Origin of the sequence: Haloarcula litorea (genome assembly GCF_029338195.1) — an archaeon.
Lineage (GTDB): Archaea > Halobacteriota > Halobacteria > Halobacteriales > Haloarculaceae > Haloarcula > Haloarcula litorea.
On the sequence record NZ_CP119779.1, the window covers coordinates 776,008 to 789,600 of the forward strand.

Genomic DNA, 13,593 nt, shown 5'->3' on the forward strand with positions numbered 1-13,593 from the left:
CCACTCTATCTCAGCCCGGTTCACTCCACGGTGACGCTCTTGGCGAGGTTCCGCGGTTTGTCGATGTTCCGGCCCAGCTTGTTCGCGACGTGGTACGAGACCATCTGGAGGTGGGCGTTCGCGAGGACGGCCGCGGTCCGCTGGTGTGTCTCGGGGATCTCCAGCACGTGGTCGGCGTAGCGTTCGACGTCGCTCCGCCCGTCGGTGACCGCGACGACGGGGGCGTCGCGGGCCTCGACCTCCTTGACGTTGCCGACGGTCTTGCGGGCCTGCTCGCCGTCGCCGGTGACGACGGCGAACACCGGCGTCTTCTCGGTGACCAGCGCGAGCGGGCCGTGCTTGAGTTCGCCCGAGGCGAACCCCTCGGCGTGCTTGTAGGTGATCTCCTTCATCTTCAGCGCGCCCTCCAGCGCGACGGGGTACTGGTAGCCCCGGCCGATGAAGAAGTAGGCGTCGGAGTCGACGTAGGTCTCGGCGACGGCCTCGGCCGCCGACTCGTCGAGCACCCGCTGGAGGTCGCCGGGCAGGTCCCGCAGCGCGGCGATTATCTCGCGCGTGTCGGTCGTGCTCGTGGTGCCAAGCGCCAGGAGGTTCAGCGCGGCCAGCTGCGAGGAGAAGGTCTTGCTGGCGGCGACGCCGATCTCCGGCCCGGCCCGGATGTAGAGGGCGTGGTCGCACTCGCGGGCGGCCGTCGAGCCGACGGTGTTGGTGACGACCATCGTGCGCGCGCCCCGCTTGCGGGCGGCCCGCAGCGCCGAGAGCGTGTCGGCGGTCTCGCCGCTCTGGGTGACGCCGACCACGAGCGCGTCGCCGATGGGCGGGGTCGCGGTGGCGTACTCGCTCGCGAGGAACGCCTGGGCGGGGATGCCCGCGTCTCGGAACAGGTGGGCGCCGTACATCGCGGCGTGGTAGGAGGTCCCGCAGGCGACGAACTGGACGCCCGTCGGCGAGAGGTCCCCCAGGTCGTCGATGTCGACCGAGCCGGCCATCTCGTCGACGCGCCCGCGCAGGCACTGCCGCAACGCGCGCGGCTGCTCGTGGATCTCCTTGAGCATGAAGTGGTCGTAGCCGCTCTTGCCCGTCTCCTCGGGGTCCCAGTCGACGGTGTCGACTGTCTTCTCGACGCGGTCGCCCGAGTGGTCCGTCACCGTCCAGCCGTCGCCGTCGAGGCGAGCGAACTCGCCGTCGGCGAGGTAGACGACGCGGTCGGTGAAGTCACGGAACGCGGGCACGTCGCTGGCGAGGTACGTGGCTCCGTCGTCGATTCCCAGCACCAGCGGGGAGTCGTTGCGGGCGGCGAACACCGCTTCGGTGCCGGCGACGACGGCGGCGATGGCGTAGCTCCCCTCCAGTCTCGAGACGGCCTCGCGGACGGCGGCCTCGGGGTCGTGGCCCGCCTCGAGGGCGTCCTCGATCAGGTGGGGGACGACCTCGGTGTCCGTGTCGGAGGTGAACGTGTGGCCCGCGCCGACGAGCTCGTCGCGCAGGCGCTGGTAGTTCTCGATGATCCCGTTGTGGACCACCGCCACGTCGCCGTGACAGTCCTGGTGGGGGTGGGCGTTGCCGTCGGTCGGCGGGCCGTGCGTGCTCCAGCGGGTGTGGCCGATCCCGACCGAACCGGCGAGAGACCGGTCGGCGAGTGCCCCGCGCAGCTCGTCGATCTCCCCGGCGGTCTTACAGAGGGCGATGCCGTCGCCGGCCATCGCGACCCCGGCGGAGTCGTAGCCGCGGTACTCCAGTTTCGAGAGCCCGTGGACCAGCGTGTCCAGCGTCTCCGCGCCGCGGCCGACACAGCCGATGATGCCACACATCAGCGGGTCACCTCAGCGCCCTCGGCGACGTTCCCGCGGACCGTCACGCCCGCGTCGAGGGTCACGTTCGGGCCGACCAGGGCGCCCGGCTGGAAGCTCACGTCCCCGCGGGCGCGTGCACGGTCGGCGATGACCGCACCGAGCCGCTGGGCCTCGTAGACGCGGGTGCCGACCTGGACGTCCCCCGGGCCGCCGGGGACGACGGTGGCCGCGCCGAGGTGGACGTCCTGTCCCGTGACGGTGTCCAGCAGCGTCGACCCGGCGTCGACGCGCGTGTCGTCGTCGAGGACGCTCCCCTCGACGACCGCGTCCGCGCCGACGGTGACGTTCGCGCCCAGCGCCGTGTCCGGGCCGACGACGGCGTTCGGGCCGACGGCACAGTCCTGTCCGACCACGACCGGCGGGCGGAGGACAGCCGCATCGTGGACCCGGGCGGAGTCGGCGACCCAGACCTGCTCGTCGACCGCGGTCTCGATCGGGCGACCGCGGGCCAGCACCTCGCGGGCGACCGTCAGCAGGTCCCACGGGTAGGTGGCGTCGACCCACAGCCCGTCGACCTCGACGCCGCGGACGCCGCCCGTCTCGACGAGGTTGGCCAGCGTGTCCGGGAGCCCCAGCTCGCCGTCGGTCCGGGGAGTCTCGTCGATGGCCGCGAAGATCCCCTCTGGGAAGGCGTAGACGCCGCCGTTGATGAGGCGATAGTCGCCGTCGCGGGGCTTCTCGACGAGGGCCGTGATGTACCCGTCCCGCACCTCGACGGCCCCGTAGCGGCTGGTGTCCTGTCGCTCGACCACCGCCAGCGCCGGGTCCCCCGAGTCCGTGTGGGCGTCGGCGACGGTCTCGACGGTGCCGGCGTCGATGAGTCGGTCCCCGTTGAGGACGAGGACCGAGCCGTCGACGCTCTCGCGGGCCTGGGACAGCGCGTGGCCGCTGCCGAGCTGCTTCCGCTGGACGACGTACGTGATCGGAACGCCTCGGTACGAGGGGCCGAAGTGGTCCTGGACGCGGTCGCGCTTGTAGCCGACGACTGCGACCAGTCGCTCGACGCCTGCCTCGACCAGGGCGTCGAAGACGTGCGAGAGAATCGGGCGGTTGCCGGCGGGGAGCATCGGCTTGGGCCGGTGTCGCGTCAGGGGCCGCAGCCGGGTCCCCTCGCCCGCGGCGAGGACCACTGCCGTGTCGATGTCCATACCCGTATCTGTGTGACGAGGGATTTGAATATGGCGACGTTACCGTCTTTTCCATATCTCACCACCACCGACCACGTCAGTCAGGCCGCGAATAATCGACACACCAGCTATTATATGAGTTGAAAGCACCCAGACGTTGTTTTACAGTCGCGTTTCGTACACGATCGGTACGGTCGCGGCTCCGCTCGGTCTCGGGGGCACTCGCCGCGTTCGGTCCCACTCGACCGCCCGTGAGGCTTCCCCTCGCGTCGCTCAGTGCCGCCCTACTTCCACGGCTCCCGTCGGTCGCCGTTTCGCCTCGCGGGCCGCTCACTTCGTCGTAGGGCGGCGAAGCCGCCCGATTGCCCGAGGGACCGGCGGTCCCCCGCTGTTCGCGCCCCTCGCTACTGCTCTCCCATCTTGTCACCGGCCACCCGCCGGCCCTTGGTCGTCAGCGCCACCTCGGTCCGCTCGCGGACGACGCTGATGACGTCGAGTTCGATCAGCCGGTCGAAGATCTCCTCGGTCTTCTCGACGTCGATGCCGACGAAGTTCGGGATGTCGAACGGGGAGACGCCGGAGTGTAAGGCCATGATGACCCGCTTCTCCGTCGAGGAGAGGTCCAGATCGGCGCGGTTCCGCTCGGCGCTGTCCTCCAGCATCGTCCGCAGGACCGTCGCCTGGAACTCGTCGCCGGCGAGGTGGGTCTCGACGCTGATGTCGGCCTCGCTGTGCTCGACCTGGATGACGGTCCGCTCCTCCCCGGCGACCCGCTTCTCCTCGACGGTCAGACCCCCGATGTCCGTCCGCTCGACGGTGACGGCCTGGCCGTCGGCCAGGGCCAGCCGGAGCGCGTCGTCGCTGACCTTCAGCCGCCCCTTCGTCCACTCCGTGTCCTGGACGACGCCGCCCTCCAGGGCCGGGTGCTGGACGAGGACGACGGCCCCGTTCAGGCTCGCGCGGTAGAAGTCCGTCTCGAACGCGGCGTGGTCCGACGCCGAGACGAGCAACACGTCGTCGCCGACGTGGAACCCGATGTAGTCGGAGACGCCGGCGCTCTGCTGGTTCACGTCGAAGCGGTCGGCGATGCGGTCGATGTCCGAGAGCGCCACCTGCCGCTTGTCGTCGGCGATGACGGCGATCCGTTCGGTGGTGAGGACGAGCCGACAGGTCTCCCACTCGGCGTCGGTGAGCCGCTGGCCGCCCGAGACCGCCTGCAGGTACTGGCCCCGCGTGTCGGCGATCTTCTTCTCGGTGTCGCTCATTCCCGGACCGGCCTCTCGGATGGGAGTGGTCGAGGGCGGCTAATATCCCTTTCGCCGCCAGTCTCCCTCCTGAGAACGGCGGGGGCTATCGTGGTTAGCGCCAACACTTATCACCGCGCCACCGAAGGTTCGAACAATGACAGACGGCGATGGGTCCGGTCGCGACGCGGCGGTCGGCGGGCGGGCGACCATCGACCCGCCGGCGTGGTTCGCCGACCAGGCCAACGTCGTGGACCCGGGCATCTACGACGACTTCGAGCGGGAGTGGCCCGACTGCTGGGGGCGGGCCGGCGAGCTCCTTGACTGGGGTCGGGGCTACGACGCCGTGTTCCGCGGCGGGGAGCGCCCGCCCTTCGAGTGGTTCCCGGGGGGGCGACTGAACGCCTCGTACAACTGCGTCGACCGGCACCTCCCCGAGCGCAAGAACCAGCTGGCGCTCATCTGGGAGGGGCACCTGGGCGAGGCCCGGACCTACACCTACCGGGAGCTGTACCGCGAGGTCAACGCCGTCGCCGCGGCGCTGCGAGCGCAGGGGGTCGGCGAGGACGACGTGGTGACGGTGTACCTCCCCGTCGTGCCGGAACTGCCCATCGTGATGCTGGCCTGCGCGCGGCTGGGTGCGGTCCACAACGTCGTCTTCGCGGGCTTCTCGGCCAGCGAACTCGCCGAGCGGATGGAGCGGACCGGCTCGGAGTTCCTCGTCACCTGTGACGGCTACTACCGGCGGGGCAGCGCCGTCGCCCAGAAGAACAAGGCCGACAACGCCCGCATCGCCGTCGAACAGGACGTCTCCGTCGTCGTGCTGGACCGGCTGGGTCGGGACGTCCACCTCGGCGACGACTACCACGACTACGACCGCCTGCGGGCGGCCCACGAGGGCGAGGAGGTCGAGCCGGTCCCGAGAGCGGCGACGGACACCCTCTTTCGCATCTACACGTCCGGGACCACCGGCGAACCGAAGGCCGTCGACCACACGACCGGGGGCTACCTCGCCCACGTCGCCTGGACCGCGCGGTCGGTGCTGGACGTGAAACCGGGGGACACCTACTGGTGTTCGGCGGACATCGGCTGGATCACGGGCCACTCCTACATCGTCTACGGCCCGCTTGCTCTGGGGACCACGACGATGCTGTACAACGGGACGCCGGACCACCCCGACAAGGACCGCCTCTGGGAGCTGATCGAGCGCTACGCCGTCGACGTGTTCTACACCGCGCCGACGGCCGTGCGGACGTTCATGAAGTGGGGGGCGGAACACACCGAGGGCCACGACCTCTCGAGCCTGCGCCTGCTGGGGACCGTCGGCGAACCCATCGACGAGCGGGCCTGGCACTGGTACCACGACCACATCGGCGGCGGGGACTGCCCCATCGTCGACACCTGGTGGCAGACCGAGACCGGGGCCATCCTCGTGTCGACGCTGCCCGGCGTCGACGCGATGAAACCCGGGTCGGCCGGCAAGTCCCTGCCCGGCGTCGCCGTCGACGTGGTCGACCCCGCCGGCGAGGCCGTCGACCCCGGTCGGGCCGGCGAACTCGTCGTCACCCGCCCGTGGCCGGCGATGCCCCAGTCGCTGCGGACCGGCGAGGGCTGGGGGAGCGACGCCGACTACGGCGAGGAGTGGCGCTACTACCCCGAGGACGGCGCGACGATCGACGAGGACGGTTACGTCACCTTCCTCGGCCGGGTCGACGACGCCATCAACGTCTCGGGCCGGCGCTTCTCCACGATGGAACTGGAGCGGATCGTCGCCGGCGTCGAGGGGGTCGCCGAGGCCGCCGTCGTCGGGGCCGACCACGAGACGACCGGGACGGCCGTCTACGCCTACGTCGCGCCGGAGGGCAACTGCGCCGAGGCGGACCTCCGGGACCGCATCCGCGAGGCCATCGAGACGGAGATCGGCACCCTCGCCATCCCCGAGGCGGTGATCTTCACGCCGGACCTGCCGAAGACCCGCTCGGGGAAGGTGATGCGCCGCCTGCTGACCGCCGTCGCCAACGGCGACGAACTGGGCGACATCAGCGCCCTGCGCAACCCCGAGATCCTGGGCGAACTCCAGTCGGCGACCCCGAAGTGACGGCGACTTCGTGTTCGCCCGTGCTTCCGAAACGGCCGGCGGCGGGCGCGGCCGCGGTGCCGATCGAACCCTGCGGTCCGGGCCGACCACCCACTACTATGGGTCCACCGGTCGACGTCCCGGGACAGGGATGGCCCGGACGATAGACCTCTCGGGGGCGTGGCTCGTGTCCCTCTTCTACGCGGTCTCGCTGGCCGCGTTCGTACCTCTCCTGCTCTCGGTGGCGCTACCGCTCGATCCGGGCGGCCTCGTCCTGACCGCTCTGCTCCTGTCCCTGCTGGGGGCGGCGCTGATCGGGCTGTGGCGACGGCGGGCCGGCAGGGACGGGGAGCACCTCGGGACGGACGAGGACCTCGCGTACGACCCGATCGCGTACCCCGGACAGGCGGCCAAACACAGCTGGGCGAAGGCGGTCCGTCGCCTCCCCGGCGGCGGTGACGAGGGGGACTGAGCGCTCGCCCCACCCCACAGCCTTATTTCGGATAGTTGCGAAACACCGAAACGAGATGGGCACCGCGCGCGACCGGCTCGGCTCGCGGGGGTACGACAGGCTCCGGCGAGCGGCCACTACGCACCGCGAAGACCTGGTGATCCGGCTGGGCGGCGAGGTCGGACTCCGGCCGGCGGAGATGACCCGCGTTCGCCTCGCGGACGTCGACGAGACGACCGACCACTACTTCCTGACGGTGCGGGACGAGGACGGGCCGACGCGGGAGGCGTACCTCCCGGCCGGGGTCGAGCACGACCTCCGGAAGTACGCCAGCGGGACCGACGCGAGCGCCGACGAGCCGCTGCTGTCGGTGTCGTCCCGGCGGGTCCAGATGCTCGTCCGCGAGGTGGCCGAGCGGGCCGCGGCGGACGCGCCCGGCCTCGCGGACGTCTCCTCGCGGGACCTCCGCTGGCGGTTCGCGGCGGCCCTGCTTGACGACGGCGTCCCGGCACACGTCGTCTGCGAGCTGGGCGGGTGGGAGCGCCTGGAGCGGCTCGAACCGCTGCTGTCGGACCCGGACCGCGAGGCGGTCGTGCGGGCCGTCGAGGACGCCGGCGAGGTCTCCGCACCGGCCCGCCTGCGGCGGACGATCGGCGTCGCCGCGGACGTGGGCGAGACGCTCGCGGGCGCGGCCACCGGCGAGGAGATCGAGCGGACCGTCTGCGAGCGGCTGGCCGACACCGACGGGTTCCGGTTCGCGTGGGTCGCGGAGGCCGCGGGCGAGGAGCTGACCCCGCGGGCGACCGCCGGCGTCGCCGGCGAGCGCGCCCTCGACGACCTCGGCGACTACGCCGACGCCGCGAACGGGGCGATGGAGAGCCACGAGGTCCGGACCGTCGACGGGCGGGACGGGCCGGTCGCACTGGTCCCCATCGTGCGGGAGGACGCGGCCGCGGGCGTGCTGGCTATCGGCACGGACGTCCCCGTCGCGGAGCCCGAGCGGGACCTCCTGGCGGCGCTGGGCGCACAGGTCGGGGCGGCGCTTGCGGCCGTCGAGCGCAAGCGGCTGCTGCTCGCCGACACCGTGACGGAGCTGAGCTTCGAGTGCACCGACCGCGGGGCCTTCACGGTCGAACTGACGGCCGAACTCGCCTGCGCGCTGGAGCTGTCGGGCGTCGTCCCCGTCGGGGGCCGCTCGCTGCTGTACTACCTCGTCGTCGAGGGTGCGCCGGCCGACGAGACGCTGGCCTACGCCGCCGACCACGACGCCATCGAGGACGCCCGTCTCATCGAGGACTACGGCGACGGGGCGCTGCTGGAGGTTGTCGTCGCGGCCGCGCCCGCGCTGGCGCTGGTCGAACACGGTGCGCGCATCCGCGACCTCGTCGCCGCCGACGGCACCGCCACCGTCACGGCCGAACTGGCCGGGGACGCGGACCTGCGGGAGACGGTCGACGCCGTCGTCGACGCCTTCCCGGAGACGACGCTGACCGCGAAACGGGAGACGGAGCGCCCGGTCGAGACCGACACGGGCTTCCGCGAACGGCTCTCTGACAGGCTCACCGAGCGCCAGGGGACGGTGCTTGAGGCGGCCTACCACAGCGGCTACTTCGAGTGGCCCCGCGGGACCACCGCCGAGGAACTGGCCGACTCGCTGGACGTCTCCTCGCCGACGTTCCACAACCACCTCCGGAAGGCCCAGCAGAAGCTCCTGACGGCCTTCTTCACCGGCGCACCCACCGACCAGCCGGAACGGCTTCGAGAGTAAGTGTCAGCCGGTTATTGAGACAGTTAGACCCCCCGTTTATCAGTCCCCCGTCGGTTGTGGGTGATAGACTATGTCAGACGACGACGTCCAACTGGAGGCTCGACTCGCTGAGCAGGACGTGTTCGAGCCGCCGGAGTCCTTCGTCGAGCAGGCCAACGTCACCGACGAGGGGATCTACGAGGAGTTCGAGGAGAACTGGCCGGAGTGCTGGGAGGGGGCTGCCGATCTGCTGGACTGGGATTCGGACTACGATCAGGTGCTCGACGACTCGAACCCGCCGTTCTACGAGTGGTTCACCGGCGGGTCGCTGAACGCCTCGGCGAACTGTCTGGACCGCCACCTCGACGAGCGCGGCGACGAGGCCGCCATCGAGTGGGTCGGGGAACCGACCGACGAGGACGATATCACGTACACCTACGAGGAACTCCACCGCGAGGTCAACGAGTTCGCGGCCGCGCTGCGCGACCAGGGGGTCGGCGAGGACGACGTCGTCACGATGTACATGCCGATGATCCCCCAGCTGCCCATCGCGATGCTGGCCTGTGCCCGCATCGGCGCGCCACACTCCGTGGTGTTCGCGGGCTTCTCCGCGGACGCGCTCGCGACGCGGATGAACGCCGCCGACTCGGAGTACCTCGTCACCTGTGACGGCTACTACCGCCGCGGGGACCCGCTCGACCACCTCGACAAGGCCAACGAGGGACTGGCCGGCGTCGACCACGACGTCGAGACGGTCGTCGTCGCCGAGCGCCTGCGCGAGGGCGACGGCTTCGACCACGACTACGCCGACAACCAGGTGGCCTTCGACGACCTCCAGAGCGAGCACGCGGGCGCGTCGGTCGACCCCGTCTCGCGGGACGCCGAGGACATGCTCTTCCTGATGTACACCTCGGGGACCACGGGCGAGCCCAAGGGCGTGAAACACACGACCGGCGGCTACCTCGCGTGGTCGGCCTGGACCTCCCAGGCGGTGCTCGACATCAAGCCCGAGGACACCTACTTCTGCTCGGCGGACATCGGCTGGATCACGGGCCACTCCTACATCGTCTACGGCCCGCTGGCGCTTGGCACGACGACGATGATGTACGAGGGGACGCCGGACTACCCGGACAAGGACCGCCTCTGGGAGATCGTCGAGGAGTACGAGGCGACCCAGCTCTACACCGCGCCGACGGCCATCCGGGCGTTCATGAGGTGGGGCTCGGAGTACCCCGACAGCCACGACCTCTCCAGTCTCCGCCTGCTTGGGACCGTCGGCGAGCCCATCAACCCCCGGGCCTGGAAGTGGTACTACCAGAACATCGGCGACGAGGAGTGCCCGGTCGTCGACACCTGGTGGCAGACCGAGACCGGCGGGATGATGGTGACGACGCTGCCCGGCGTGAAGGACATGAAACCCGGGTCCGCGGGACCGCCCCTGCCCGGCGTCGACGTCCAGATCGTCGACGTCGACGGCGAGGAGGTCGAGGCCGGCCGCGCGGGCTATCTCACCGTCCAGAAGCCCTGGCCCGGCATGCTCCGGACGCTGTACAAGAACGACGAGCGGTTCATCGACGAGTACTGGCGCGAGTACTCCGACGTCGACAGCGACGACCCCGAGGACTGGGTCTACTTCCCGGAGGACGGCGCGAAGATCGACGACGACGGCTACATCACCGTCCTCGGGCGCGTCGACGACGTGATCAACGTCTCCGGGCACAGACTGGGGACGATGGAGATCGAGAGCGCCATCGTCGGCGTCGAGGGGGTCGCCGAGGCCGCCGTCGTCGGCGGCGACCACGAGATCAAGGGCGAGGCCGTCTACGCCTACGTCATCACCGAGGACGGGGCCGACGAGGACGAGGCCCTGCGCCAGGCCATCATCGAGGGCGTCGAGGACGCCATCGGTCCCATCGCCCGGCCGGAGGCGGTCATCTTCACGCCGGAACTCCCGAAGACCCGGTCCGGGAAGATTATGCGGCGGCTACTCGAGGACATCGCGAACGGCGAGGACCTGGGCGACACCAGCACGCTGCGCAACCCCGACGTCGTCAGCGACATCCAGGCGAAAGTTAGCGACGACTGAGTGGGGGGCGACCCCGCTTTTCCACCGGCGATCACAGCGACAGCCACAGCACACGCAATCTATGACAGACGACGACACGCACGACGAGACGGCGACCGCGTCGGTCGAGACCGACGGCGGCACCGTCACGGACGCGGCACAGCAACACCGGAACACCGACTACCTGCAACAGGAGGTGAACCTCCTCTCGCCGAGCACGGCGTTCATGCGCGACCACCTGCGGGTGGTCTGGACCGGGTTCATCGCCTGGGCGCTCATCGTCTTCGGGCCGGTGACGCTCACCGCGATCGCCCCGGAGACGATGACGTCGATCACCGTCCCGCCGGGGTTCCCGCTGCACTACTTTTCGGTGGCCTTCGCCGGCCCGACCGGCGCGCTCGTGCTGGCGTTCTGGTACGCCCGCAAACGGGACGCGCTCGACGAGAAGTACGGCATCGACCCCAGCAGCGTCGAGACGAGCAGCCAGGGCGGCAGCGGTGACACCGACGCCGGCGACGCCGCCGCCACCGACGGGGGTGTCGAGCAGTGATCCCCCTGCAGGCGGAGGCGCTTGACATCTCGTTCAAGCTCCTGCCGGCCGTCATCGTCTTCCTGATGATGGCCTCCTTCCTCGTCATCGGCTACGTGTTCAAGGTGGCCGACACCGAGGGGATGTGGGTCGCCGGCCGCGGCATCGGCAACATCGAGAACGGGATGGCCATCGGCGCGAACTGGATGTCGGCCGCGTCGTACCTCGGGCTGGCCGGGCTGGTCGCCCTCTCGGGCTTCTACGGGCTGGCCTTCATCGTCGGCTGGACCACCGGCTACTTCGTCCTGCTCATCTTCCTGGCGGCACAGATGCGCCGCTTCGGGAAGTACACCGCGCCGGACTTCGTCGCCGACCGGTTCAACTCACCCACCGCACGCGCGCTGGCGGCCTTTACCACGCTGCTGATCGCGTACGTCTACTCGGTCGGGCAGGCCCGCGGGATGGGGCTGGTCGGCCAGTACGTCTTCGGGCTTGACATCGTCCCGATGATCGTCGTGATGATGACCATCACCGTCGGGTACCTCGCGCTCTCGGGGATGCTGGGCGCGACCAAGAACATGGCCGTCCAGTACGTCATCCTCATCGTGGCGTTCCTGGCCGGCGTCTACGTCGTCGGGTTCACGCAGGGCTACTCGACGATCCTGCCACAGATCGAGTACGGCGCGCTCATCGACGAACTCAGCCGGCAGTTCTCCGCGCCCTTCGAGAACTCCTCGTACTACGTCTGGATAGCGACGGCGTTCTCGCTCATCTTCGGGACCTGCGGGCTCCCGCACGTCCTGGTGCGGTTCTACACGGTCGAGAACGAGCGGACCGCGCGCTGGTCGACCGTCTGGGGGCTGTTCTTCATCATGCTCCTGTACTGGGGCGCGCCCGCGATGGCCGCCTTCGGCGTCGACCTGTTCGCGGCGGTGAACAACATCTCGCCGGAGGCGGTCTACACCGGCGAGCAGGCGATGTCCGGCGCGGAGGGCGACGTCATCGTCGTGCTGGCGGCGCAGTTCGCGAACCTGCCGCGGTGGTTCGTCGGCCTCGTCGCCGCCGGCGGGATGGCCGCCGCCATCGCGACGACGGCGGGCCTGTTCATCACGGCCTCCTCGGCGGTCGCCCACGACATCTACTCCGAGCTCATCAACCCCGACGCGACACAGCGACAGCAGGTCCTCATCGGCCGCGCGACCATCGTCGTCGTCGGCGCGCTGGTGACGGTGACCGCGTTCAACCCGCCGGCGCTGATCGGCGAACTGGTCGCCTACGCGTTCTCGCTGGCCGGGACCGTCCTGTTCCCGATGTTCTTCCTCGGCCTCTGGTGGGAGAACACCAACCGGCAGGGCGCGCTGGCGGGGATGTCCGTCGGCCTGCTGCTGTGGATCGGCTCGATCTTCAACAGCGTGTTGCCCAGCTACGTCGGCTTCCTCGCCGACGTCGCCGGCGGCCCGAGCCAGGCGATCATCCCGATCTACGCCCAGTTCGTCCCCCCGATCGGGGCCGCGCTGGTCGGGACGCCGCTTGTCTTCCTCGTCACCATCGCGGTGTCGATGGCCACGCCCGAACCGCCGCTGGAGACCAAGCAGATGGTCCGGCAGTGCCACAGCCCCGAACCGATGGGCCAGCAACAGACCGCCGAGGACATCGTCGCCGACGACGGCGGCAGCGGCGGCACCCCTGCTGACGACTAACGATGTACGACACGATCCTCATCCCCACGGACGGTAGCGACACGGCGAACGCCGCGGTCGACCACGCGGTCGACCTCGCGAAACAGTACGGCGCGACGCTGCACGCGCTGTACGTCGTCGACATCGACGCCGTGAACTTCGGGCTCGGCACCGAGCAGGTCGACCGCATCAGACAGGGCAACTTCGGCGAGATGACCGAGTTGGAGGAGAAGGCCGACGCGGCCACCGCCGCGGTCGCGGAGGCCGCCGCCGAACAGGGCATCGACGTCGTCGAGGAGGTCCGGGTCGGCACCCCCCACGACGTGATCGCCGGCTACGCCGACGCCGAGGGCGTCGACCTCGTCGTGATGGGGAGCCACGGCCGCTCGGGCGTCCGGCGGGCGCTGCTCGGTAGCGTCACCGAGCGCGTCCTCCGGTCGACCCACGTCCCGGTGCTGGTCGTCGACGAACACGGGGCGGAGTGACCGCGATGTCGACCAAGGGACTGCTGGAGACGGTCGGCGACCACATCCGGGAGCACCGCTCCGGGATGGTCGTCGACTTCGTGTTCGCGCTGGTCTGGGTGACCGTCGTGACCGTGGTGTTCGACCTCCTGCCCGGCGGGCCGCAGTGGCTCTACTACCTGACGCTGCTGGGCGGCGTGGTCGCCTACTACGGGTTCTTCTGGTCGCTCGAGGCCGTCCGCGAGGGCGAGTAGCCGGTCCCCGGTCGCACGCTCCCGCGGGTCGTCGTCGGCGAGCGGCGACGCTGAGGCTCCCGCTCACGGCTCGCTTCCTTCGCCGTTTCGCATCGAGGTTTCT

General features: G+C 70.3%; 11 protein-coding genes. 8 read left to right on the forward strand and 3 right to left on the reverse strand.

The annotated features are described in order from the left end of the window. Positions 1-20: 20 nt before the first annotated feature. The 3 genes from glmS to P0592_RS04100 form a co-directional block, all read right to left on the reverse strand. Entirely contained in the window at positions 21-1,811 is a 1,791-nt protein-coding gene (gene glmS, locus P0592_RS04090) for a glutamine--fructose-6-phosphate transaminase (isomerizing) (protein ID WP_276272996.1), read from the reverse strand. Beyond that, on the reverse strand, positions 1,811-3,001 hold the full coding sequence (gene glmU / locus P0592_RS04095) for a bifunctional sugar-1-phosphate nucleotidylyltransferase/acetyltransferase (RefSeq protein ID WP_276272997.1): 1,191 nt from the start codon (positions 2,999-3,001) through the stop codon (positions 1,811-1,813). Before glmU ends, glmS begins: the two co-directional genes overlap by 1 nt. Positions 3,002-3,384: 383 nt before the next feature. Next, positions 3,385-4,245, reverse strand: coding sequence for a CheF family chemotaxis protein (locus P0592_RS04100; RefSeq protein ID WP_276272998.1), 861 nt, complete (start codon positions 4,243-4,245; stop codon positions 3,385-3,387). 136 nt (positions 4,246-4,381) lie between these two features. Here P0592_RS04100 and P0592_RS04105 point away from each other — a divergent pair, with 136 nt between their 5' ends. The 8 genes from P0592_RS04105 to P0592_RS04140 all read left to right on the forward strand — a co-directional run bounded on the left by P0592_RS04105 (position 4,382) and on the right by P0592_RS04140 (position 13,490). Then, positions 4,382-6,322, forward strand: coding sequence for an acetate--CoA ligase (locus tag P0592_RS04105; RefSeq protein ID WP_276272999.1), 1,941 nt, complete (start codon positions 4,382-4,384; stop codon positions 6,320-6,322). 130 nt (positions 6,323-6,452) lie between these two features. Further along, positions 6,453-6,773 carry a DUF8000 family membrane protein gene (locus P0592_RS04110; RefSeq protein ID WP_276273000.1) on the forward strand — a complete coding sequence of 107 codons (321 nt, stop codon included), beginning with the start codon at positions 6,453-6,455 and terminating at the stop codon, positions 6,771-6,773. A gap of 55 nt (positions 6,774-6,828) precedes the next feature. Further along, complete coding sequence (locus P0592_RS04115) at positions 6,829-8,520, forward strand: bacterio-opsin activator domain-containing protein (protein WP_276273001.1); 1,692 nt, start codon at positions 6,829-6,831, stop codon at positions 8,518-8,520. A 70-nt stretch (positions 8,521-8,590) separates the two neighbouring features. After that, positions 8,591-10,585 (forward strand): acetate--CoA ligase, encoded by a 1,995-nt coding sequence (acs, locus tag P0592_RS04120; RefSeq protein WP_276273002.1) that lies wholly within the window; start codon positions 8,591-8,593, stop codon positions 10,583-10,585. Positions 10,586-10,646: 61 nt separating this feature from the next. Further along, the gene (locus P0592_RS04125; RefSeq protein ID WP_276273003.1) at positions 10,647-11,114 is read left to right on the forward strand and encodes a DUF4212 domain-containing protein; all 468 of its coding nucleotides are present in this window, start codon (positions 10,647-10,649) and stop codon (positions 11,112-11,114) included. Positions 11,115-11,179: 65 nt separating this feature from the next. After that, a complete protein-coding gene (locus P0592_RS04130; RefSeq protein WP_419181128.1) occupies positions 11,180-12,793 on the forward strand; it encodes a sodium:solute symporter family transporter in 1,614 nt (537 codons plus the stop codon). Between the two features lie 2 nt (positions 12,794-12,795). Further along, positions 12,796-13,257, forward strand: coding sequence for a universal stress protein (locus P0592_RS04135; protein ID WP_276273005.1), 462 nt, complete (start codon positions 12,796-12,798; stop codon positions 13,255-13,257). A 5-nt stretch (positions 13,258-13,262) separates the two neighbouring features. Beyond that, the gene (locus P0592_RS04140) at positions 13,263-13,490 is read left to right on the forward strand and encodes a DUF8119 family protein (protein ID WP_276273006.1); all 228 of its coding nucleotides are present in this window, start codon (positions 13,263-13,265) and stop codon (positions 13,488-13,490) included. The last annotated feature ends 103 nt before the right edge of the window (positions 13,491-13,593 follow it).

Coding starts and splice junctions, on each gene's coding strand:
- glmS (WP_276272996.1), bottom strand. CDS start 1,811: ATGTGTGGCATCATCGGCTGTGTCGGCCGCGGCGCGGAGACGCTGGAC.
- glmU (WP_276272997.1), bottom strand. CDS start 3,001: ATGGACATCGACACGGCAGTGGTCCTCGCCGCGGGCGAGGGGACCCGG.
- P0592_RS04100 (WP_276272998.1), bottom strand. CDS start 4,245: ATGAGCGACACCGAGAAGAAGATCGCCGACACGCGGGGCCAGTACCTG.
- P0592_RS04105 (WP_276272999.1), top strand. CDS start 4,382: ATGACAGACGGCGATGGGTCCGGTCGCGACGCGGCGGTCGGCGGGCGG.
- P0592_RS04110 (WP_276273000.1), top strand. CDS start 6,453: ATGGCCCGGACGATAGACCTCTCGGGGGCGTGGCTCGTGTCCCTCTTC.
- P0592_RS04115 (WP_276273001.1), top strand. CDS start 6,829: ATGGGCACCGCGCGCGACCGGCTCGGCTCGCGGGGGTACGACAGGCTC.
- acs (WP_276273002.1), top strand. CDS start 8,591: ATGTCAGACGACGACGTCCAACTGGAGGCTCGACTCGCTGAGCAGGAC.
- P0592_RS04125 (WP_276273003.1), top strand. CDS start 10,647: ATGACAGACGACGACACGCACGACGAGACGGCGACCGCGTCGGTCGAG.
- P0592_RS04130 (WP_419181128.1), top strand. CDS start 11,180: ATGATGGCCTCCTTCCTCGTCATCGGCTACGTGTTCAAGGTGGCCGAC.
- P0592_RS04135 (WP_276273005.1), top strand. CDS start 12,796: ATGTACGACACGATCCTCATCCCCACGGACGGTAGCGACACGGCGAAC.
- P0592_RS04140 (WP_276273006.1), top strand. CDS start 13,263: ATGTCGACCAAGGGACTGCTGGAGACGGTCGGCGACCACATCCGGGAG.